Here is a 21,308-nt window from a genome sequence, read left to right on the forward strand (position 1 = left end):
CGATGCGAGATTTCTGTTACCCGTACTGGCCTCATCGCGGGCAAGCCCGCTCCCACAGGTTTTGTGGGTGACTCAGGATTCAAGCAACACACATAGGTTTTGTGAGTGACTGGAGGATTCAAGCAACACACAGACACTGTGGGAGCGGGCTTGCCCGCGATGAGGCCAGTGCACACACCGCAAAAAAACGGGATCAATTGACTAACCCCGCAACCACAAGTAAGTCCTCCAGCGCCAACAAATCCGGCACCTTCGCCACCTGCTCCCCTATTTGCACAGCCGCCTGTTCCAGCGCGCACAACGGCACATCCACAAAGCTCAACTGGCTGTCGAGCTTGTACGAGCGCGGAATCCCCTGCACCAGCAGCGCAATGAACCTCAGCTCAGGCCGCCCGCCAAGGGCATTGAGGATGACAATCCGCGCCCGCTCACCGATGACGATCTTGTTGCCACAGGCCGACTCGAAGCTGAGCAATGGAATCTGCCGGTTACGCCATGTCACCCGCCCCAGATACCACGGCGGCGAATCGAGATCGAGGGTTCCCGGTTGGTAATCGATCAGCTCGGCGACGGCGACGTTGGGCAAAATCAGGTGACGATCGGCCAGGGGCAACAGCAGTCCGGTGAGGTTGCTGGTGCGATGCTCAAGCATGGGTCTTGCTCCATAGGGCGATGCTGTCGAGCAGCACCGATTCCTGGTACGGCTTGCCGAGGTAGTCGTTGACGCCGATGGCCATGGCGCGGTCGCGGTGCTTCTGGCCGGTGCGCGAGGTGATCATGATGATTGGCAGGTGCCGCAAGCGTTCGTCCGCGCGCACCCGGGTCGCCACTTCGAAGCCGTCCATGCGCGGCATTTCGATGTCCAGCAGCATCAGGTCCGGCAGGTGTTCTTCAAGCAGCAACATGGCGTCGACGCCGTCCTTGGCGGTCAGCACGTTCATGCCGTGGCGCTCGAGCAAACGGCTGGTGACCTTGCGCACGGTGACCGAATCGTCGACCACCAGCACCAGCAACGGTTTGTGCGGCTCGGGTTCCGCGTCTTGAGCCAATGGTCGCTGCGGCACACGCGCCTGCATGGCGCGGATCGGGGCCAGCAGATCGACAATCAGCACCACCCGGCCATCGCCCAGGATCGTTGCCCCGGACAAACCCTGTACCGCTGCGAACTGCGGACCGAGGCTTTTCACCACGATCTCGCGAGTGCCGGCCATGGCGTCGACCTGCACGGCAACATGTCGCTCGTTGCATTGCACCAGCAAGACCGGCAGCGGCAGGCTCTGGCCCAGCAGTTTCGGGCGGGTGCTGGTCTTGAGCAATTCACCGAGGTAACACAGTTCATAGCGTTGCCCGGCGTATTGGTAGGTCGGCGGATCGAGCCGGTAATGCCCTTCGAGTTCGTTAGGCAACACGCGCACGATACCGTCGATGGTATTCAGCGGGATCGCGTATTGATCCTCCCCGCACTGCACCATCAGCGCGCGGTTGACCGATACGGTGAACGGCAGGCGAATCCGGAAGTGCACGCCCTGCCCAGGCACAGAGTCGATGCTCATCGTGCCGCCGAGTTGCCGGACCTCTTCGTGAACCACGTCCATACCGACGCCCCGCCCGGAAATCTGGGTGATTTTCTCGGCGGTGGAGAATCCCGGCTGCAGGATGAACTGCAGCACGTCGCGGTCGCTGATGTTGCTGTCCGGCGCCAGCAGGCCGCGCTTGATCGCCTTGCGCCGGACCGCGTCCAGCGGCACGCCGGCACCGTCGTCGCGGATGTCGAAAATGATGTCGCCGCCCTCACGCGACAGGTCGAGGGTTATCCGCCCCTGAGCCGGTTTACCGGCCGCGATACGCACCTCGGCGGACTCCAGCCCGTGGTCCACGGCATTGCGCAGCATGTGCTCCAGCGGCGCCGCCATGCGTTCGAGCACGTTGCGGTCCATCTCGCCTTCAGCGTTGCCGACGATGAACTCCACGTCCTTGCCCAGCTCGCTGGAGACCTGACGGACGATGCGTTTCAAGCGCGGCAGCATGCGCTCAAACGGCACCATACGCGTACGCATCAGGCCTTCCTGCAGCTCGGTGTTGATGCGGCCCTGCTGTTGCAGCAGGTTGTCCGCGTCCTGATTGCGCCGGTCGAGCGTTTCCTTGAGGTCGAGCAGGTCGGAGGCGGATTCGAACAGCGCCCGCGACAGTTGCTGCAACTGCGAATGACGGTCCATTTCCAGCGGATCGAATTCTTCGTAGCCCAGGCGTTCGGCGTCGACCTGCTGACGGCTGAGAATCCGCCCCTGGGTTTCGGTATCGAGGCGGCGCAACTGGTCGCGCATGCGCTCGATGGTGGTTTCCATCTCGCTCAGGGCCACGCGCGCATCGTTGACCTGTTGCTCGATCCGACCACGGAAGATTGAGGTTTCGCCGGCCAGGTTGACCAGGTCGTCGAGCAGTTCAGCCGAGACCTTGACCATGTCGACGCCGGCGTCAGGTGGCAGCGCGAGCGGCTCGGGCTTGTGCGTTGGGAGTGTTACAGCTGGCGCTTCAGGCACCGCTGGGTGGCTGAAATTCCTGATCGCGTCGATCAGTTGATCGGCCGCTGGCAACGGGTCCCCGGCGCGGGTCGCGTCGAGCATTTGCGCCAGGCGGTCATGACTGCTTTGCAGCAGCGCGAACAACGCGGGGGTGGCTTGCAGCACGCCAGCGGACAGGCCTTCGTAGAGAAACTCCAGCTCATGGGCGAGGTCGCCGATCGGGACGATCTCGACCATCCGCGCGCCCCCCTTGAGGGTGTGCAGATCGCGCAACAGGGTTTCCACTTCCTGACGATTGCTCGGTTCGGCTTGCCAGCGCACCAATGCCGCGCCAGAGTTTTCAATGATGTCGAAACCTTCCTCGAGGAAGATGTCCTGCAACTCGGGATCATGGGCGGCCGAGTCGTCGGCCGGCGCGGGCTCGACCCGCTCAAGGGTACGGGCATTGTCCTGACGGTATTGGCGTATGACGTCGATCAGTTCGCCCGGATCGGTCAATGGCTGTTGGTTTTGCAGTTGTTCAAGCAACTCGGCGAGTCGGTCATGGCTGTGTTGCAGCAGCTGCGCCAACGCTTCGCCGTGACTGAAACGGCGATCGACCAGGCCTTCGTAAAGGCTTTCCAACTCATGGGCCAGGTCACCGACGGGTTCGACGTCGGCCATACGCGCACCGCCCTTGAGGGTGTGCAGGTCACGCTGCAAGGACAACAGCGGCGCGGCGTTGTCCGGGTCACCCAGCCAGCGTTGCAGGGCCTGGCCGGCGCTGTCGAGGATATCCACCGCTTCTTCGAGGAAGATCGCGACGATCTCGTCATCCAACCCGACACGGTCCCCTGTAGGAGCTGGCTTGTCGGATCGCCGCACCGCAGCGAAGGTCGTTAACGATGACGCGTTTTCCCTGGATAAACGCGGCGCCTGTGAATCCTTCGCTGGCAAGTCGGATCGCCGCACCGCAGCTCCTACAGGGGATTGCGGGTGGTCGAATTCGGTTGCGGTCTGTGCCAGTTCTGCCGTAGCGCTGCCCAGCTCGCGAATGCTCAGGGTTCGGCTGCCGTCGCTACGGATCAGGCCCATGGCCGAGGGATCGAGACCCTCATCGAGCAAGCCGCGCAAGGCCTGGATCCGCTCCGGTTGCGGGCTGACTTCCTGGCCGGCGGCCAGTTCGTCGAGCATATTGATCAGTGCTTCGTGGGCACTTTGCGCCTCGTGAAAAAACCGCTCACTGACCGCCAGGCTGCTTTCCTCCACCGCGCCATAGAGGTCGAGCAAGGCTTCGCAGAGCTCATCCACCGGATGCAGATCGGCCAGGTGCGCGCCTTCGCCCAAGGTGGTCAATTCGTCCAGCAGTGCACTGAGTTCCTGCCGCTCGCCGGGATGTTGCTGCCAACGCCGCAGCAGGCTTTCGGCATCCAGCAGAATGTCCATGCCCTGGGCGAGAAAGTTGTTGATCAACTGCGGATCGCGCTTGATGCGCAGCCCGGCATTGGGTGCACTCAGTAGACTTTGCAGACGCTCGGCCAGTAACGCCTGGGTGCGCTCGATCAACGAGCGGGCACCGGGAATCCCGGCCAGCGGGTCGCGCTTGAGTTGACGCAGCCCGAGGCGGAACAGTCCTTCAGCCTCCAGCAACAGTTCGACTTCATCCAGATCCAGCGCAAGCAGGTGGGCCTTGTATTCCCTGGTCAATTGATCCAGCGGCGCTGCCAGCTCGGCAATTGGCAAAACGCCCGCCATGGAGGCGCTGCCTTTGAGGGTGTGCAAGGCCCGCTGCAACTCGTCGCTGGCCTGCAACGGCACCTGCTCGGCGGCCCGGTCGAGGAAGCGGTTGAGACTGCCCAAATGGGTTTCGGCTTCGTTGCGAAAAATCTCCAGCAACACCGGATCAAGCGCCGCAACATCCTGCGTGACCTCATCCGCCGGCGGTTCATCGCCCTTGGCCAGCGCATGGGCACGCGCGGCCAATTGATCGACATCATTGCGCTGGCGCTGGTCATTGGCGGCAATTTCGGCCACCCGCTCTTCGCTGGCCGGCGGCGGCAACAGGCTGCCGGGGGTGGTCAAGGCGGGCGGGTTGACGGCAGAGACGGGACTGGCCAGCACATCGGCCAGGGTCTGCAAGATGGCCGGATCGTCCAGTTCCTGATGATCGCGCATGACCCGTGCCTGCGTCGGACTGAGCACCTCTTCAAGCACCGGCATCTGTTGCTCGCTGGGGAAAAAACCGAGGGAGGCCAGACTCTTTTGCGCGACGTCGAGCAGATGTTCGCCCGGCGCTTCGGGATCGTCGCCAAGGCGTTCCAGGTAGTAATCGATGCTGGTCACGACGTCGGCCAGGCTGTCGAGTTCCTGCCAGCCGGGGTGATCCGGATCCAGCAACAGATGCTCGTGGATAAATTGGTTGCAGGTTTCGATCAGGCTCGCCGCGCGGCTCAACGCAATCATCGCCAGCGCGCCGCGTACCTGGGTCAGCAGAGCCGGCAATGGCTGCAGGTGCTGGCGATCCCAGTCGGCGTCGATGTAGTCGACGATCATGTCCTTGGCCTGTTGCAGGCAAATGCGTGCTTCCTTGATCACGATCTGGTGGATCTGCGTCAGGTCGGTGGTCGGCAGACGGCTTTCTTCCTGGCTTTGCGGCTCGACGGTGCCAACCATGCCGGCCAGGGTCGCTTCGACATAGAGCAAGGCGCCGGCGACGTCCATCAGGATCGCGTCATTGGGCTCGCGCTGGCCTTGGGCAAGGCTCAGTACCACCGCCAACTGATCGATGATGACCTTGCGTGGCTGGCCGAAACCGAGCACTGCCAGGGTATCGGCGATTTGCCGCAGCGGCGCCAACAAGCTGTCGAGGTCCGAGGTGTGCTGACGGTCGCTGCGCACGAACAGATCGAGGCGCTCCTTGACCCGCACCAGTTCTTCGCACAGCGCCGCCAGCACCGAGCGCATGGCGTCGCGGTCGGGGCCGGCCAGCCGTGCCCGTTCTTCATTGACCAGCGCACTGTCAGGCAGCGCATCGTCCAGTCCGTAGCGATCTTTCATGGTCAGCATCTGCCCGGTGGGGTGTTCGGCCTTGGCAATGTAAAACAGCAAACGCTTGAGCAACACCGGTGGCGCCGGCTGATTGATGCCGGGCATGCCCCGTTCGAGCAGCCGTTTGAGCGCCTGATCGGCCTCCTTGAACAGGCTTCGCAAGGCCGGGCTGTTGGCGATCGCGCCGCTGCGCATGCCTTCGACCAGCGCCGAGGCGACTTGCCACAACGGCCCCAGGGGCGCAGGGCCACACAGCCCTTCCAGGCGCGAAAACACCTGGGTCAGGTACCCGAGATTAGTCTCCTCATCCTGTTCGCGCAGCAATCCGGCCAGGGCCATCTGCAGCATCTGCCGCAGCTTGCGTAACACATCAGGTAAATCCGCCGGTTCCAGCAACGCCAGAGATTCCTCATCCAGTGGAGGCAGGTCCGGCAATTGCGGGATGAACAGGCTGGTTTCCGACAACAGGCTTTCGCCTCGGGCGGTGCGCAGATCGTTGATCAGCGGCAACATGACCAGCGGCAGGTCCCGACGGGCGCCTTGCACCCGGTCGAGGTAGATCGGCAGTTGCCCGAGGGCCTGCAGCAACAGATGGATCGCCTCCTCGCGGAGGCTGACACGGTCGCGCAGCAGGGCGCGGGTCAATTGCTCCATTTCGTCGGCGAACAGCGCCGCGCCGTAGAACTCGACCATCTGCAAGCTGCCATGAGCCTGATGGATGCACGCCAGGCATTCGCTCAGGGCGTGCGTCGCCTGTGGGTCATCCAGCAAGGTCACGATTGCCTGATGCGCCACTTTCAACGTTTCGGCAATCTCGCCCTTGACCCACTCGAGGGCCACATAGTCGTGCCGATCACCCATAACCACTCCAGTCCGCACCCCAATCAGGAATCATACGCCCCAGGGCGCTTCACACTTTATCAGCAGCCTGCGCTCGGGTGGCCGGCAAGGTGAAACCCGACACCGAGCGCCGCAGCTGACTGGCCATTTTCGCCAGGTTGCCGATGCTTTCGGCGGTGGCCGTGGAACCGGACGAGGTCTGCGTGGTGATCTGCTGGATCACGTTCATCGTCAGGGAAATCTGCCCGGCCGAAGACGTCTGTTGCTGCGCGGCGTTGGAAATACTCTGGATCAGCGCCGCAAGGGTCTTCGACACCCCTTCGATTTCTTCCAGGGCCACCCCGGCATCCTGCGCCAGACGCGCGCCGCGCACCACTTCGGTGGTGGTCTGCTCCATGGAAATCACGGCTTCGTTGGTGTCGGTCTGGATCGCCCGCACCAGGGTTTCGATCTGTCGCGTCGCGGCGGACGAACGTTCGGCCAGTCGTTGCACTTCGTCGGCCACCACGGCGAAACCGCGTCCGGCGTCACCGGCCAGGGATGCCTGGATCGCCGCATTCAGGGCGAGGATGTTGGTCTGGTCGGCAATGTCATCGATCAGGCTGACTATATCGCCGATTTCCTGGGAAGACTCACCCAATCGCTTGATACGCTTGGCGGTGTCCTGAATCTGCTCGCGAATATTGTCCATGCCGCGGATCGTGTTATGCACCACCTCGTTGCCCTTGTTGGCGATTTCCACCGAACGCTCGGCCACCGCCGAAGATTCGGCCGCGTTGGCCGAGACCTGATCGATGGACTCAGCCATGTCGTTGATCGCCGTCGACGCTTCGGCAATCTGCTGGGCCTGATGTTCCGAGGCCTGCGCCAGGTGCATGGCGGTGGCCTGGGTTTCCTGCACGGCGGCGGCAACCTGGCCGGCCGTGAGGTTGATCGTCGCCACCAGGTCCCGCAGCTGATCGACGGAGTAGTTGATCGAGTCGGCGATGGTGCCGGTAAAGTCTTCGGTCACCGTAGCGGTCACGGTCAGGTCGCCATCGGCCAGGTCCTCGATTTCGTCCAGCAGCCGCATGATTGCGGTCTGGTTGCGCTCGTTCTTCTCGGCAGTCTCGCGCAACTGACGATTGGTTTCACGCACCATCACCAGCCCGATGAGGATGATCGACATCAGCGCCGCGAGGCCCAGTACATAGCCGCCAATGGTGTCGGTATTGCGCCCGCCGGCGAGGTTTTCGAACCCGGTGGCCAAGTGCGAGGCTTCGTCGAGCAGGGTTTGCGACAAGGTAAAAATGCTGCTGGCCGATTCCCGGACCTTGAACAGCTCCGGCGACGTTTCGAGGATTTCGTCCACCGAACCCGAGACGAATTCGAACAGTTCGGAAATCTCGATCAACCGGGCGCGGGCATCGCGGTCTTCGACCTGGCTCACCTTCAGCACCGGATTACCCTGGAGCATGCCAGTGAGCACCTGGCCGAATCGCGCGGCGTCGCGGCCAAACGCGTCGGCGGCCTGTTGCGAGCTTTCGTCTCCGGACAGCACGGTGTTCACCGCGCCGAGGATACGTTCAGCCAGCAGCGTCTGACGCTGGGCCATCGCCACCTGTGCGGCCGGAGCACCGCGCTGCAGGAGGATTTCGACGACCTTTTCGTATTCGACCTGCAGCTGCGGCACGGTTTCGGCCAGGGTGGCGGCGACCTGATGCAGGGACAGGACGGTCTGTTCGCTTGCGAGGATCGTGTCGGTGTTGTTCAGCAGACGCTCCCAATCCAGCTGCACGGCGCGCATTTCCGGGCGCACGGTAGACGGTGCCGGCGGCAGGCCGGTGGAGGGGTCGCCATTCTTCAAATAGCCCCAACGCCGGGCAAAATCATTGCGCGCGTCGCTGAGCAGTTTGAACGCCGCCGCCTTGCCCGCCGCGGCTTCGGTGGCGTTCTTGGCGATGCGCTGGGACAGCACGCGCAGCTCGCCGGCGTGACCGATGTACTGCTTGTCGTACGTGGCCTGGGTATTGAGGTAAGCGAAGTGGGCGAACAGCAGCATGATGAAGACGATCAGCGCGATGAACAGCGCGATGATCTGTGAGCGGCTGCGCGAGCCTTCCGGCTTGCCTGTTTTTGCTTTTGTCATCGGTCCTCGCCTGTCCTGCCCAATTTACTTGACGCCCCCTGTAGGAGCGAGGCTTGCCCGCGAAGAACGATGACGCGGTGTGCCTGAAAAAACCGCGCCGTCTGCTTCGCGGGCAAGTCGGATCGCCGCACCGCTCGCTCCTACAGGGTTATGCGGCGACGTTCAGGAAACTTTGCGACTGCACCAACGCAAACGGACTGAACACCTGCCAGCTCTGCTCGCGCTGAAAACAGCCGGTGACGAACGCCGAAATCGGCCCGTGCCCACTGTCGGCCGGCTCCAGGCTGTCCTGGGCGAAGTGCTGCAAGCCGAAGACTTCATCGACCATCAACCCGGCGAACATATCGCCATGCTCGACCACCAGCACCCGCCGCTGCTTGCGCAGAGGCGACAGTTCATGACCGAAGAAGCCACACACATCCATGATCGGCAGCAATCGCCCGCGCAAGTTGGCAACGCCCCTGACCCAAGGCTTGACGCCTGGCAGCTGGGTGAACCGCGGCTCGTGCAACACTTCGCTGATTTCACCCATGGGCGCGACGTACCAGCGCTCGCCCAGGCGAAAACCGATACCGCTCCAGCTGTCCTGTCGGAACGGCTGGGACGGTAGATCCGCCGCCAGCAGACGACAACGCCGATCGATCTGCAGCAGCAGTTCGAAGGCGGTCAGCGACTCGGTCATGGCAGGGCTATCAACCGGCCAGCACGTTGTTCAGGGTCTTGATCAGGGTGTCTTCGTCGACCGGTTTGGTCAGGTAGTCCTTGGCGCCCTGACGCGTGCCCCAGACCTTGTCGGTTTCCTGATCCTTGGTGGTGATGATGATCACCGGAATGTGTCCGGTTTCCGGGTCTTTGGTCAGCTGACGGGTCGCCTGAAAACCGTTGAGGCCGGGCATGACGATGTCCATCAGCACCGCGTCGGGTTTTTCCTGGCGGGCCAGGGCCACGCCGTCGGCGCCGTTTTCGGCTTTCAACACTTCATGACCGTGCTTTTCCAGCATGCCGGTCAGTTTGTACATTTCGGTCGGCGAATCATCGACGATCAGAATACGTGCCATGGTCTTCCCCATTCTTGTCGACACCGGGCCCGCTGGCCGAGCGTCACTGTGGTGTCTTACTGCGGCAAAACGGCGGCGAAGCCCGGAACATGGGCCTGGATCGCGTTCAGCAGTTCTTCCTTGCTGAAAGGTTTGGTCAAAAACTGGTCGGAGCCGACGATGCGCCCCTTGGCCTTGTCGAACAGCCCGTCCTTGGACGACAGCATAATCACCGGTGTGGATTTGAACGCGCTGTTGTTCTTGATCAAGGCGCAGGTCTGATAACCGTCCAGACGCGGCATCATGATGTCGACAAAGATGATGCCGGGGTGATTATCGACAATCTTGGCCAGGGCATCGAAACCATCGATGGCCGTGATGACCTCACAACCCACATTCCTCAATAGCGTTTCGGCGGTGCGGCGAATCGTCTTCGAATCGTCGATCACCATGACCTTCAAGGCGCTGGAATGCTGTTCCATAAGTGCTCTACCGTCGCCTTTGCGAATAAAATTGTCCATGTGCGCCCACCGGAGGCTTGAAACCCTTGATGTTCAAGGCCCCACACGATATGGCAGCCTTTTTAGCACAGTCTCCAACTCCAATCTATCGGGGGACTGGCGCGGCGGTTTTTCCTTGACCCGGAACACACTCAGCGCCACTCTGACGCCACTTTTATACGGTCCTTTGGATTGATTTTTTTGTAGGAGCGAGGCTTGCCCGCGAAGCAGGCGGCACGGTTTTGCAGGCACACCGCGTCATCGTTCTTCGCGGGCAAGTCGGATCGCCGCACCGCTCGCTCCTACAGAAGATCGCCATAACCCCACAATTTTTTCGAGGAAAAACCCATGAGCGTTCGCGTCGGGATTGTCATGGATCCTATTGCCGGCATCTCCTATAAAAAGGATAGCTCGCTGGCCATGCTGCTGGCCGCGCAGAAGCGCGGCTGGGAACTGTTCTATATGGAACAGCGGGATTTGTACCAGGCCGAAGGCGAAGCGCGGGCGCGGATGCGTCCATTGAAAGTCTTCGCCAACCCGGAAAAATGGTTCGAACTGGACGCCGAGCAGGATTCGCTGCTGAGCGATCTGGACGTGATCCTGATGCGCAAGGACCCGCCGTTCGACATGGAGTTCGTCTACTCCACGTACCTGCTGGAGCAGGCCGAGCGCGCTGGCGTACTGGTGGTCAACAAGCCGCAAAGCCTGCGCGACTGCAACGAGAAACTGTTCGCCACGCTGTTCCCGCAGTGCACACCGCCGACCATCGTCAGCCGTCGCCCGGACGTATTGCGTGAGTTCGCCGATCACCACGGCGACGTGATCCTCAAGCCGCTGGATGGCATGGGCGGATCGTCGATCTTCCGCCACACCGCCGGCCACCCGAACCTGTCGGTGATCCTCGAAACCCTGACCCTGCATGGCAATCAGCAGATCATGATCCAGGGTTACCTGCCGGCGATCGTCGATGGCGACAAGCGCATCCTGATGATCGATGGCGAACCGGTGGATTACTGCCTGGCGCGCATCCCGGCGGCGGGCGAAACCCGGGGCAACCTGGCCGCCGGTGGGCGTGGCGAAGCGCGTCCGCTGACCGAGAAAGACCGCTGGATCGCCGCCCAAGTCGGCCCGACCCTGCGCGAGAAAGGCCTGCTGTTCGTCGGTCTCGATGTGATCGGCGAGCACCTGACGGAAATCAACGTCACCAGCCCGACCTGCATTCGCGAGATTGATAATGCGTTCGGCACCGACATCGGTGGTCTGCTGATGGATGCCATTGAGAAGAAGCTCCAAGCTGCAAGCCTCAAGCCGCAAGTTTGAAGCACGCGGCATACAGCTTGTCGCTCGAAGCTTGTCGCTTGAAGCTAAAAACCAACATTGCGTTATCATGCCGGGCCCGTAAAAACGCGATGTTGGTTTTTTTGTCATGACGCTTCCGTCCGATCTGCCCGCTGAACTCGCCCATCGTGGTGTGCGCCCGGTCGATCGCCTCGGTTTTACCCTGTTCCTCGCGGCGCTGATTCACCTGGCCTTGCTCTTGGGTATCGGCTTTACGATGGTCGAACCCAAGCAGATCAGCAAAACCCTGGAAATCACCCTCGCCACCTTCAAAAGCGAAAAAAAGCCGGAAAAAGCCGATTTCCTTGCCCAGGAAAACCAGCAAGGCAGCGGCACCCTGGATAAAAAGGCGATCCCCAAGACCACCGAGGTCGCGCCGTTCCAGGACAACAAGGTGAAGAAAGTCACGCCACCGCCGGCGGCCAAGCCTGAAGTACAGCAAGCCCCGGCCAAGGCAGCCGTGACGACCGTCGCGCCCAAACCGAAAAAAGCCCCGGCCAAAACCGCAGAGCCCAAGACCGACACCAAACCCAAGGTGGCGGCGCCGACGTTCGACAGTGAACAGCTGTCCAGCGACATCGCCAGCCTCGAAGCGGAACTGGCCAACGAACAACAGCTGTACGCCAAGCGCCCGCGTATCCACCGCCTGAGCGCCGCCTCGACCATGCGTGACAAGGGCGCCTGGTACAAGGACGAATGGCGCAAGAAGGTCGAACGCATCGGCAACCTCAATTACCCGGACGAGGCCCGGCGCAAACAGATTTACGGCAATTTGCGCCTGATGGTCTCGATCAACCGCGACGGCTCGCTGTATGAAGTGTTGGTGCTGGAGTCGTCCGGGCAACCGCTGCTGGACCAGGCAGCGCAGCGCATTGTGCGGCTTGCAGCGCCGTTTTCGCCGTTTACCGGGGACTTGTCGGACATCGACCGGCTGGAAATCATCCGCACCTGGAAATTCGCCCGCGGCGACCGGTTGTCCAGTAATTAACCCCAACGCATAGCCCTGTGGGAGCGGGCTTGCCCGCGATAGCGGTCTGTCTGACACATCAATTTTGACTGTACCGCCATCATCGCGGGCAAGCCCGCTCCCACAGGGTATAGGGTGTTTGCTGGAATTCGGGGTATTTCCTGTGCATCCCCGGCTTGTCAGTTCGCCCCTCCAACGCCACACTAGTGCTCATGAAGAACGTCAGCCCCAGCTACCTCAAGCATCACTTCCTGATCGCCATGCCTCACATGGCCGACCCGAACTTTGCGCACACCTTGACCTACATCGTCGAGCACACGGCCAATGGAGCCATGGGGCTGGTGGTCAACCGTCCGCAAGACCTGAACCTGGCCGATATCCTCGAGCAATTGCGCCCCGACATCGAACCGCCAGCCCTCTGCCAGCATGTGCCGATCTTTATCGGCGGGCCGGTGCAGACCGATCGCGGTTTTGTCCTGCATCCGTCGGGGAAAACCTTTCAGGCGACCGTTGATCTGGAAGGCGAGTTGTCGCTGTCGACCTCCCAGGACGTGCTGTTCGCCATCGCCGACGGCGTCGGCCCCGCGAAAAGCGTCATCACCCTGGGCTACGCCGGCTGGGAAGCCGGGCAACTGGAGGCCGAACTGGCCGACAATGCCTGGCTGACCTGCCCGTTCAACGCCGACATCCTGTTCAATACCAGCAGTGAATTGCGCCTGGAAGCGGCGGCCAGACATCTGGGCGTCAATCTCAGCCTGCTGACCAGCCAGGCGGGGCACGCTTGATGGCCCTGCGGTTGATTCTGGGTTTCGATTACGGCACTAAACAGATCGGCGTCGCGGTCGGCCAGGTGATTACCGGACAGGCCCGCGAGCTGTGCACCTTGAAGGCACAGAACGGCATTCCCGACTGGAATCAGGTCGAAGCGCTGATCAAGGAGTGGAAACCCGATGCCGTGGTGGTCGGCCTGCCATTGAACATGGACGGCACACCGAGCGACATGTGCCTGCGGGCGGAAAAATTCGCCCGGCGCCTGAATGGCCGTTACAACCTGCCCTTCTATACCCACGACGAACGCCTGACCACCTTTGAAGCCAAGGGCGAGCGGCGTGATCGCGGCGGGCAAAAGGGCAGTTACCGCGACAACCCGGTCGACGCCATCGCCGCCGCCCTGCTGCTGCAAGGCTGGCTCGACGAAAACACCGCGCTGTTCGAATCCTGACCGCAACAGATCCTGATGAGCCGCTGCGCGTCTCTTTTAGCTACAACCCGAGCCCCGCGCACGCGCTATACCCCAAAAGCTGGGCTCGGGCCGAAGAAGGAGCAAACCATGAGCCTGCCTAATCCCGGCGAACTGATCAGCCAGATGGCGATTCGCCTCAAGGACCACCTGGAACACCGTGGCATCAGCGAACCGCGTTACATCGGCATTCGTACCGGCGGCATCTGGGTCGCCCAAGCGCTGCTCGACGAACTGGGCAGCGACTCGCCCTTGGGCACGCTGGACGTTTCCTTCTACCGTGACGATTTCAGCCAGAACGGCCTGCACCCGCAAGTGCGCCCGTCAGCCCTGCCCTTCGAGATCGAAGGCCAGCATCTGGTGCTGATCGACGACGTGCTGATGAGTGGCCGGACCATCCGCGCCGCCCTGAATGAACTCTTCGACTACGGCCGCCCGGCCAGTGTGACGCTGGTCTGCCTGCTGGACCTGGACGCCGGCGAGTTGCCAATTCGGCCGGACGTAGTGGGTGCGACCCTGTCGCTGGCAGCCCACGAGCGCGTGAAACTGTCCGGTCCGGAGCTCAAGCTCGAACTGCAAGACCTCGCCTTTTAATTCGCCCTATTGAGAGTCCCCCTCGCGATGACGCCTCTAGAAACCAAGCGCCCGCTGCAGCTCAATGATCAGGGCCAGCTGCGCCACTTCCTCTCGCTCGACGGTCTGCGCCGCGAGTTGCTGACGGAAATCCTCGACACCGCGGACTCGTTCCTCGAAGTCGGCGCCCGGGCGGTGAAAAAAGTCCCGTTGCTGCGTGGCAAGACCGTGTGTAACGTGTTCTTCGAGAACTCCACCCGCACCCGCACCACCTTTGAACTGGCGGCCCAGCGGCTGTCGGCCGACGTGATCACCCTCAACGTGTCCACATCGTCGGCGAGCAAGGGGGAAACCCTGCTCGATACCCTGCGCAACCTGGAAGCCATGGCCGCCGACATGTTCGTCGTGCGTCACGGTGACTCCGGCGCGGCCCACTTCATTGCCGAGCACGTCTGCCCACAAGTGGCGATCATCAATGGCGGCGACGGCCGACATGCCCACCCGACCCAGGGCATGCTCGACATGCTCACTATCCGTCGGCACAAAGGCAGCTTCGAAAACCTTTCGGTGGCCATCGTCGGCGACATCCTGCATTCGCGGGTAGCGCGCTCGAACATGCTGGCCCTCAAAACCCTCGGCTGCCCGGACATCCGCGTGATCGCGCCGAAAACCCTGCTGCCGATCGGCGTCGAGCAATACGGGGTGAAGGTCTACACCGACATGACCGAAGGCCTGAAAGATGTCGACGTGGTGATCATGCTGCGCCTGCAGCGCGAACGCATGACCGGCGGCCTCCTGCCGAGCGAAGGCGAGTTCTACCGCCTGTTCGGCCTGACCACTGCGCGCCTGGCCGGCGCCAAACCGGATGCCATCGTCATGCATCCGGGGCCGATCAACCGTGGGGTGGAGATTGAGTCCGCCGTGGCGGACGGTCCGCACTCGGTCATCCTCAACCAAGTGACCTATGGCATCGCCATTCGTATGGCTGTGCTGTCCATGGCCATGAGCGGGCAGACTGCCCAGCGCCAATTCGAGCAGGAGAACGCCCAGTGAAGCTCAGCATTCTCGGCGCCCGCGTTATCGATCCAAGCAGCGGCCTGGATCAAGTGACTGATATCCACGTTGAAGCCTGCAAGATCGTCGCCATTGGCGCTGCACCGGCCGGTTTTGTCGCCGTCGACACCCTCGACGCCCAGGGCCTGGTGGCCGCGCCTGGCCTGGTTGACCTGAACGTCGCCCTGCGCGAACCGGGTTACAGCCGCAAAGGTTCGATCATCAGCGAAACCCGCGCCGCCGCAGCCGGCGGCGTGACCAGCCTGTGCTGCCCACCGCAGACCAAACCGGTGCTGGACACCTCGGCCGTGGCCGAACTGATCCTCGATCGCGCCCGCGAGGCCGGCAATACCAAGGTGTTTCCGATCGGCGCCCTGAGCAAAGGCCTGGACGGTGAGCAGCTGGCAGAGCTCGTGGCATTGCGCGATGCCGGCTGCGTGGCTTTCGGCAATGGCCTGGAGAGCTTCCGCAACACCCGCACCTTGTGCCGGGCGCTGGAATACGCCGCGACCTTCGACCTGACGGTGATTTTCAACTCCCAGGACCATGATCTGGCCGAAGGTGGCCTGGCCCATGATGGCCCGACCGCCAGTTTTCTCGGTTTGCCGGGCATTCCCGAAACTGCCGAGACCGTGGCCCTGGCCCGGGACCTGTTGCTGGTCGAGCAAAGCGGCGTACGCGCGCACTTCAGCCAGCTCACCAGCGCCCGCGGCGTCGCCCTGATTGCCCAGGCCCAGGCGCGCGGCCTGCCGGTAACGGCCGACGTCGCGCTGTACCAGCTGATCCTGACCGACGAAGCACTGATCGACTTCAGCAGCCTCTATCACGTCCAGCCGCCGCTGCGCACCCGCGCCGACCGCGATGGCCTGCGTGAAGCGGTGAAGACGGGCGTGATCTCAGCTATTTCCAGCCATCATCAGCCCCATGAGCGCGATGCGAAGCTGGCGCCATTCGGTGCCACCGAACCGGGCATCAGCAGCGTTGAGTTATTGCTGCCACTGGCGATGACGTTGGTGGAAGACGGTTTGCTGGACCTGCCAACGTTACTGGCGCGCCTCAGCGCCGGACCTGCCGAGGCCTTGCGCCTGCCGGCGGGCAAGTTGGCGGTGGGCGGGGCGGCAGATATCGTACTGTTCGACCCTGCGGCCTCGACCGTGGCCGGCGAAACCTGGCGGTCCAAGGGTGAGAACTGCCCGTTCATGGGGCACAGCTTGCCGGGTGTGGTGAGGTACACCCTGGTGGATGGGCGCATCACTCACCAGGCTTAAAACCGCGTCGCTCCAATCGCGGGCAAGCCCGCTCCCACAGGTCTATTGGTTGACCGCAAGATTTGCGGACAAAACCAATCCTGTGGGAGCGGGCTTGCCCGCGATCGCTTACTGGAAGGCGCCTCTGTTCTGCGCGTTGCGAATCGACACCTGATCATTCAGCGTCCAGAAGTCATACAGCACCCCCAGAAAGAACAACCCGCCCGTCACCAGGTACAGCAACCCGCTGATCCATTTCCCCTGATACATCCGGTGCACGCCGAATACCCCAAGAAACGTCAGCAGAATCCAGGCGACGTTGTATTCGATAGGCCCGGCGGTAAAGCGCAAGTCCGCTTCACGGTCCATGGCCGGGATCAGAAACAGATCGATCAGCCAGCCGATACCCAGCAAACCGAAAGTGAAGAACCAGATCGTCCCGGTCACCGGCTTGCCGTAATAGAAGCGGTGAGCCCCGGTAAAACCGAGAATCCAGAGCAGGTAGCCGATCACTTTGCTGTGGGTGTCCTGATGCGGAACGGGGTGTTGATAGGTGTTCATGGAGGACCTCGATTCACACGATAGATAAATATTCTTTAAATCTTTGTGACTTTTTTACAGGTGGCCGACGCATGGCATCCGGCCACGTCATTCAGCGCCAAAGCCTTGTTCGCAAAAGACTTATTGCCAAAACCAGCGTCAACTTTTTGCTTATTTGGTTCCGTTGCGACCAGGCGGAATCGACCAACGGACTTAAAAAAGACCAAAAAGCTGTTATAAAGTTGCGCGTTCACCCATATGAGCCTTGCCTAATGCGTCCATTTTTCAAGACATGGCTAACCATTTGCCTATTATTGCCCCTGGCCGCCCACGCCACCAACCGTGAGCAACGTCTTCCAAACGTTAATGGTTACACCCCGAAATCCCATGTATCTGTTCCTTCGAGCAAGTACAAGAAAGCAGGACCACGTTCCCCTTACCTGAACAGCAGCAAGACCAGCAAGAACACGAGCAGCCTGGTTCCGCCAATGGCGAGCAAGGAAAGCAGCAATGTACTGAGCCGCGCCGTCAACGTGCTCGGTACTCCGTACCGTTGGGGCGGCAGCAGCCCAAGCAAAGGTTTCGATTGCAGTGGCCTGGTGAAATACGCGTTCAACGACGCCACGTTTGACCTGCCGCGCACGTCGAACGCCATGGCCAGCGGTCATGGCGAGAAAGTCGATCGCAAGGATCTGAAGCCTGGCGACCTGATTTTCTTCAACATCAAGAGTCGCAGGGTCAATCATGTTGCCATCTACCTGGGCAACGACCGCTTTATCCACGCGCCTCGCCGTGGCAAATCGGTCAGCATCGATACCCTGAAGAAACCGTATTGGGAAAAACACTACGTGGTTGCCAAGCGGGTACTGCCGAAAGAGCAGAACACCCTACAGGTGGTTCAGCGTTGATTTGAAGCAAGATCAAAAGATCGTCCGAACGCGGCCCGAGCCTTCGGCAGCTCCTACAGAATGTACGCCATTCCAATGTAGGAGCTGCCGAAGGCTCGGGCCGCGTTCGGACGATCTTTTGCTTTAAAGCGTTCAAGCGTTCAAAAACTATCCGGTGACCGCGCTTTCTCCCGCGCATGCTCCCGGCTGATCAAGCCCTTGTTCACCAGATCCTTCAAGCACATGTCCAGGGTCTGCATCCCGATTGATCCCCCGGTCTGAATCGACGAGTACATCTGCGCCACCTTGTCTTCGCGGATCAGGTTACGAATCGCCGATGTGCCCAGCATGATTTCGTGGGCGGCTATTCGCCCGCCACCGATCTTTTTCACCAGGGCCTGGGAAACCACCGCCAGTAGCGACTCGGACAGCATCGAACGCACCATCGATTTCTCATCCCCCGGAAACACATCCACAATCCTGTCGATGGTTTTCGCCGCCGAGGTGGTGTGCAGCGTGCCAAACACCAGGTGACCGGTCTCGGCGGCCGTCAGCGCGAGGCGGATGGTTTCCAGATCGCGCATCTCCCCCACCAGAATCACGTCCGGATCCTCCCGTAGCGCCGAGCGCAGGGCTGTGGCGAAGCTGCGGGTATCGCGATGGACTTCGCGCTGGTTGATCAGGCATTTGCGCGATTCGTGGACGAACTCGATCGGGTCTTCGACGGTAAGAATGTGATGGTGGCGATGGTTGTTCAGGTAATCGATCATGGCCGCCAGGGTGGTGGACTTGCCGGAGCCGGTCGGACCGGTCACCAGCACCAGGCCACGGGAAGATTCTGTAATCTTGCGAAACACTTCCCCCATCCCCAGGTCCTCCATGCTCAGCACCTTGGACGGAATGGTCCGAAACACCGCGCCAGCACCGCGGTTCTGATTGAACACGTTGACGCGAAAACGCGCGACACCGGGCACCTCAAAGGAAAAATCGGCCTCCAGGTGTTTTTCAAACTCCACCCGCTGGACATCGTTCATGACGTCGTAGATCAACTCATGGACCTGCTTGGCGTCCAGTGCCGGCAGATTGATGCGCCGCACATCGCCATCGACGCGAATCATCGGTGGCAGGCCGGCAGACAGGTGCAGGTCGGACGCGCCCTGTTTTGCGCTGAAGGCCAGCAGCTCAGTGATATCCATAGCGTTCCTCAATTCCAGTAGAATGCCGCGACCCTCAGACCCGCTGGCGCCTTTTGAATGTCCACGATAGCAGACAACATCGCTCAGGTTAGTTCACGCATCCACGCCGCGGCTGTCGCCGCCCATCGTGACGAAAACAGCGTCCAGTTGCTGGCCGTGAGCAAAACCAAGCCCGCGCAAGCGGTGCGCGAAGCCCATGCTGCCGGGATCCGCGACTTTGGCGAAAACTACCTGCAGGAGGCCTTGGGCAAACAGCTCGAATTGGCCGACCTGCCCTTGATCTGGCACTTCATCGGCCCCATTCAATCGAACAAGACTCGCGCTATCGCCGAGCACTTCGCCTGGGTGCACTCCGTGGATCGTTTGAAAATCGCACAACGCCTGTCCGAACAACGTCCCGCCGATTTGCCGCCACTGAACATCTGCATCCAGGTCAATGTCAGCGGTGAAGCGAGTAAATCCGGCTGCACCCCGGCCGATCTGCCCGCCCTGGCCAACGCCATCAGTCAATTGCCACGCCTGAAGTTGCGCGGGTTGATGGCGATTCCCGAGCCGACTGAAGATCGCGCCGCCCAGGACGCTGCTTTTGCTGCCGTACAAAGCCTGCAAGCCGGTCTCAATCTGCAGCTCGACACACTTTCCATGGGTATGAGCCACGACCTTGAGTCGGCCATCGCCATGGGCGCCACCTGGGTCCGTATCGGTACGGCCCTGTTCGGCGCCCGCGACTACGGTCAACCGTGAACAATGGCTGACACCCCTCTCTATAAGGACCTGACATGAGCAAGACTCGTATTGCCTTTATCGGTGCCGGCAACATGGCCGCCAGCCTGATCGGCGGCCTGCGCGCCAAAGGTCTGGAAACGGCGCACATCCGCGCTAGCGATCCAGGCGCTGAAACCCGCGCCAAAGTGAATGCTGAACACGGCATCGAAGTCTTCGCCGACAACGCCGAAGCCATCCAGGGCGCCGACGTCGTCGTACTGGCGGTCAAACCCCAGGCGATGAAAGCCGTCTGCGAAGCCATCCGCCCAAGCCTGCAACCGAATCAACTGGTGGTGTCGATCGCTGCGGGCATCACCTGCGCCAGCATGAACAACTGGCTCGGCGCCCAGCCGATCGTGCGTTGCATGCCCAACACCCCGGCGCTGCTGCGTCAGGGCGTAAGCGGTTTGTACGCAACGGCCGAAGTGAACGCCGAACAACGCCAGCAGGCGCAAGAGCTGTTATCCGCCGTCGGCATCGCGCTGTGGCTGGACGAAGAGCAGCAACTGGACGCAGTCACCGCCGTCTCTGGCAGCGGCCCGGCGTACTTCTTCCTGCTGATCGAGGCCATGACCGCTGCCGGCGTAAAGCTCGGCCTGCCAGCGGATATCGCCGCACAACTGACCCTGCAAACGGCATTGGGCGCCGCGCACATGGCAGTCGCCAGTGACGTCGATGCCGCCGAACTGCGTCGTCGCGTGACATCGCCTGCGGGCACCACGGAAGCTGCGATCAAGTCGTTCCAGGCCGGGGGGTTCGAAGCCCTGGTAGAAAAAGCACTCGGCGCCGCTGCTCACCGCTCGGCCGAGCTGGCTGAGCAACTCGGTCGCTAATCAGCTCTTACAAAGGAATCAAAGATGCTCGGACTCAATGACGCTGCCATTTTCATCATTAAAACCCTAGGCAGCCTGTACCTGCTGATTGTGCTGATGCGCTTCATCCTGCAACTGGTCAGGGCGAACTTCTATAACCCGCTCTGCCAGTTCATTGTCAAAGCCACTCAACCGCTGCTCAAGCCTCTGCGCCGGGTGATCCCGAGCATGTTCGGGCTGGACATGTCGTCGCTGGTACTGGCGTTGATCATTCAGATGCTGTTGATCGCGGTCATCCTGCTGCTCAAAGGCTTCATGGTCGACTGGCTGTTTTTGGTGCCATGGGCACTGATCGCGCTCTTCTCGCTGTTTTTGAATATTATTTTCTACGCGATGATCATCAGCGTGATCCTGTCCTGGGTTGCACCGGGCAGCCACAATCCGGGCGCTGAACTGGTCGCTCAGATCACAGAACCGGTACTCGCTCCGTTCCGCCGGATCATTCCGAACCTGGGTGGTCTGGATATCTCGCCGATCTTCGCGTTTATCGTGATCCAGCTGCTGCAAAGCTGGCTGATCCCGCGCCTTGCGTACTTCGCCCTGATGCCCAACGGGCTGCTCGGGCTGATCTGATCC

Annotated in this window: 19 protein-coding genes; 11 read left to right on the plus strand and 8 right to left on the minus strand. The window is 61.4% G+C overall.

Going from position 1 to position 21,308, the window contains the following annotated elements:
- Positions 1–193 precede the first annotated feature (193 nt).
- The 6 genes from ACA062_RS31370 to pilG all read right to left on the minus strand — a co-directional run bounded on the left by ACA062_RS31370 (position 194) and on the right by pilG (position 10,036).
- Positions 194–652 (minus strand): chemotaxis protein CheW, encoded by a 459-nt coding sequence (locus tag ACA062_RS31370; protein WP_497454430.1) that lies wholly within the window; start codon positions 650–652, stop codon positions 194–196.
- On the minus strand, positions 645–6,410 hold the full coding sequence (locus tag ACA062_RS31375) for an Hpt domain-containing protein (RefSeq protein ID WP_497454431.1): 5,766 nt from the start codon (positions 6,408–6,410) through the stop codon (positions 645–647). Before ACA062_RS31375 ends, ACA062_RS31370 begins: the two co-directional genes overlap by 8 nt.
- Positions 6,411–6,459: 49 nt before the next feature.
- Positions 6,460–8,517, minus strand: a complete 2,058-nt coding sequence (locus ACA062_RS31380) for a methyl-accepting chemotaxis protein (RefSeq protein WP_497454432.1) — start codon at positions 8,515–8,517, stop codon at positions 6,460–6,462.
- 148 nt (positions 8,518–8,665) lie between these two features.
- Positions 8,666–9,199: a chemotaxis protein CheW gene (locus ACA062_RS31385; RefSeq protein ID WP_497454433.1), complete on the minus strand. Its 534-nt coding sequence runs from the start codon at positions 9,197–9,199 to the stop codon at positions 8,666–8,668.
- 10 nt (positions 9,200–9,209) lie between these two features.
- On the minus strand, positions 9,210–9,575 hold the full coding sequence (gene pilH, locus ACA062_RS31390; RefSeq protein WP_007897961.1) for a twitching motility response regulator PilH: 366 nt from the start codon (positions 9,573–9,575) through the stop codon (positions 9,210–9,212).
- Between the two features lie 56 nt (positions 9,576–9,631).
- Positions 9,632–10,036 (minus strand): twitching motility response regulator PilG, encoded by a 405-nt coding sequence (gene pilG / locus ACA062_RS31395; RefSeq protein ID WP_128870706.1) that lies wholly within the window; start codon positions 10,034–10,036, stop codon positions 9,632–9,634.
- A gap of 366 nt (positions 10,037–10,402) precedes the next feature.
- On the opposite strand from pilG, the gene gshB reads away from it, so the two are divergent.
- The 7 genes from gshB (at position 10,403) to ACA062_RS31430 (ending at position 16,493) form a co-directional block, all read left to right on the plus strand.
- Complete coding sequence (gene gshB / locus ACA062_RS31400; RefSeq protein ID WP_497454434.1) at positions 10,403–11,374, plus strand: glutathione synthase; 972 nt, start codon at positions 10,403–10,405, stop codon at positions 11,372–11,374.
- A gap of 106 nt (positions 11,375–11,480) precedes the next feature.
- Entirely contained in the window at positions 11,481–12,380 is a 900-nt protein-coding gene (locus ACA062_RS31405) for an energy transducer TonB (protein ID WP_497454435.1), read from the plus strand.
- A gap of 191 nt (positions 12,381–12,571) precedes the next feature.
- Positions 12,572–13,144 (plus strand): YqgE/AlgH family protein, encoded by a 573-nt coding sequence (locus ACA062_RS31410; protein ID WP_497454436.1) that lies wholly within the window; start codon positions 12,572–12,574, stop codon positions 13,142–13,144.
- Positions 13,144–13,581 carry a Holliday junction resolvase RuvX gene (ruvX, locus tag ACA062_RS31415; RefSeq protein WP_005792259.1) on the plus strand — a complete coding sequence of 146 codons (438 nt, stop codon included), beginning with the start codon at positions 13,144–13,146 and terminating at the stop codon, positions 13,579–13,581. Before ACA062_RS31410 ends, ruvX begins: the two co-directional genes overlap by 1 nt.
- A 108-nt stretch (positions 13,582–13,689) precedes the next feature.
- Positions 13,690–14,193 carry a bifunctional pyr operon transcriptional regulator/uracil phosphoribosyltransferase PyrR gene (gene pyrR / locus ACA062_RS31420; RefSeq protein WP_128870702.1) on the plus strand — a complete coding sequence of 168 codons (504 nt, stop codon included), beginning with the start codon at positions 13,690–13,692 and terminating at the stop codon, positions 14,191–14,193.
- Positions 14,194–14,220: 27 nt separating this feature from the next.
- A complete protein-coding gene (locus ACA062_RS31425) occupies positions 14,221–15,225 on the plus strand; it encodes an aspartate carbamoyltransferase catalytic subunit (protein WP_150798557.1) in 1,005 nt (334 codons plus the stop codon).
- Positions 15,222–16,493 (plus strand): dihydroorotase, encoded by a 1,272-nt coding sequence (locus ACA062_RS31430; protein ID WP_497454437.1) that lies wholly within the window; start codon positions 15,222–15,224, stop codon positions 16,491–16,493. Before ACA062_RS31425 ends, ACA062_RS31430 begins: the two co-directional genes overlap by 4 nt.
- Before the next feature lie 108 nt (positions 16,494–16,601).
- On the opposite strand, the gene ACA062_RS31435 is transcribed toward ACA062_RS31430, so the two are convergent.
- Positions 16,602–17,033, minus strand: a complete 432-nt coding sequence (locus ACA062_RS31435) for an NINE protein (protein WP_150798559.1) — start codon at positions 17,031–17,033, stop codon at positions 16,602–16,604.
- A gap of 251 nt (positions 17,034–17,284) precedes the next feature.
- Here ACA062_RS31435 and ACA062_RS31440 point away from each other — a divergent pair, with 251 nt between their 5' ends.
- Positions 17,285–17,920 carry a C40 family peptidase gene (locus ACA062_RS31440; RefSeq protein WP_497457518.1) on the plus strand — a complete coding sequence of 212 codons (636 nt, stop codon included), beginning with the start codon at positions 17,285–17,287 and terminating at the stop codon, positions 17,918–17,920.
- Positions 17,921–18,060: 140 nt separating this feature from the next.
- Here the strand turns inward: ACA062_RS31440 and ACA062_RS31445 are convergent, their stop codons facing one another.
- Positions 18,061–19,095: a type IV pilus twitching motility protein PilT gene (locus ACA062_RS31445; protein ID WP_128873521.1), complete on the minus strand. Its 1,035-nt coding sequence runs from the start codon at positions 19,093–19,095 to the stop codon at positions 18,061–18,063.
- A 57-nt stretch (positions 19,096–19,152) separates the two neighbouring features.
- Here ACA062_RS31445 and ACA062_RS31450 point away from each other — a divergent pair, with 57 nt between their 5' ends.
- From ACA062_RS31450 to ACA062_RS31460, 3 genes are read left to right on the plus strand one after another with little or no spacing between them, the layout of a single operon-like run.
- Complete coding sequence (locus ACA062_RS31450) at positions 19,153–19,839, plus strand: YggS family pyridoxal phosphate-dependent enzyme (protein ID WP_497454438.1); 687 nt, start codon at positions 19,153–19,155, stop codon at positions 19,837–19,839.
- Positions 19,840–19,874: 35 nt separating this feature from the next.
- The gene (proC, locus tag ACA062_RS31455) at positions 19,875–20,693 is read left to right on the plus strand and encodes a pyrroline-5-carboxylate reductase (RefSeq protein ID WP_497454439.1); all 819 of its coding nucleotides are present in this window, start codon (positions 19,875–19,877) and stop codon (positions 20,691–20,693) included.
- Between the two features lie 24 nt (positions 20,694–20,717).
- Positions 20,718–21,305: a YggT family protein gene (locus tag ACA062_RS31460; protein ID WP_497454440.1), complete on the plus strand. Its 588-nt coding sequence runs from the start codon at positions 20,718–20,720 to the stop codon at positions 21,303–21,305.
- Positions 21,306–21,308: the final 3 nt, after the last annotated feature.

The sequence above is a fragment of the Pseudomonas sp. LBUM1679 genome (assembly GCF_059695565.1).

Excerpts from the sequence above, each read along its gene's own strand:
- ACA062_RS31405 (WP_497454435.1), top strand. The coding sequence starts at position 11,481 with ATGACGCTTCCGTCCGATCTGCCCGCTGAACTCGCCCATCGTGGTGTG.
- proC (WP_497454439.1), top strand. The coding sequence starts at position 19,875 with ATGAGCAAGACTCGTATTGCCTTTATCGGTGCCGGCAACATGGCCGCC.
- gshB (WP_497454434.1), top strand. The coding sequence starts at position 10,403 with ATGAGCGTTCGCGTCGGGATTGTCATGGATCCTATTGCCGGCATCTCC.
- ACA062_RS31375 (WP_497454431.1), bottom strand. The coding sequence starts at position 6,410 with ATGGGTGATCGGCACGACTATGTGGCCCTCGAGTGGGTCAAGGGCGAG.
- pyrR (WP_128870702.1), top strand. The coding sequence starts at position 13,690 with ATGAGCCTGCCTAATCCCGGCGAACTGATCAGCCAGATGGCGATTCGC.
- ACA062_RS31450 (WP_497454438.1), top strand. The coding sequence starts at position 19,153 with ATGTCCACGATAGCAGACAACATCGCTCAGGTTAGTTCACGCATCCAC.
- ACA062_RS31370 (WP_497454430.1), bottom strand. The coding sequence starts at position 652 with ATGCTTGAGCATCGCACCAGCAACCTCACCGGACTGCTGTTGCCCCTG.
- ACA062_RS31425 (WP_150798557.1), top strand. The coding sequence starts at position 14,221 with ATGACGCCTCTAGAAACCAAGCGCCCGCTGCAGCTCAATGATCAGGGC.
- ACA062_RS31435 (WP_150798559.1), bottom strand. The coding sequence starts at position 17,033 with ATGAACACCTATCAACACCCCGTTCCGCATCAGGACACCCACAGCAAA.
- ACA062_RS31410 (WP_497454436.1), top strand. The coding sequence starts at position 12,572 with ATGAAGAACGTCAGCCCCAGCTACCTCAAGCATCACTTCCTGATCGCC.
- pilG (WP_128870706.1), bottom strand. The coding sequence starts at position 10,036 with ATGGAACAGCATTCCAGCGCCTTGAAGGTCATGGTGATCGACGATTCG.
- ruvX (WP_005792259.1), top strand. The coding sequence starts at position 13,144 with ATGGCCCTGCGGTTGATTCTGGGTTTCGATTACGGCACTAAACAGATC.
- pilH (WP_007897961.1), bottom strand. The coding sequence starts at position 9,575 with ATGGCACGTATTCTGATCGTCGATGATTCGCCGACCGAAATGTACAAA.
- ACA062_RS31445 (WP_128873521.1), bottom strand. The coding sequence starts at position 19,095 with ATGGATATCACTGAGCTGCTGGCCTTCAGCGCAAAACAGGGCGCGTCC.
- ACA062_RS31440 (WP_497457518.1), top strand. The coding sequence starts at position 17,285 with ATGCGTCCATTTTTCAAGACATGGCTAACCATTTGCCTATTATTGCCC.
- ACA062_RS31385 (WP_497454433.1), bottom strand. The coding sequence starts at position 9,199 with ATGACCGAGTCGCTGACCGCCTTCGAACTGCTGCTGCAGATCGATCGG.
- ACA062_RS31380 (WP_497454432.1), bottom strand. The coding sequence starts at position 8,517 with ATGACAAAAGCAAAAACAGGCAAGCCGGAAGGCTCGCGCAGCCGCTCA.
- ACA062_RS31460 (WP_497454440.1), top strand. The coding sequence starts at position 20,718 with ATGCTCGGACTCAATGACGCTGCCATTTTCATCATTAAAACCCTAGGC.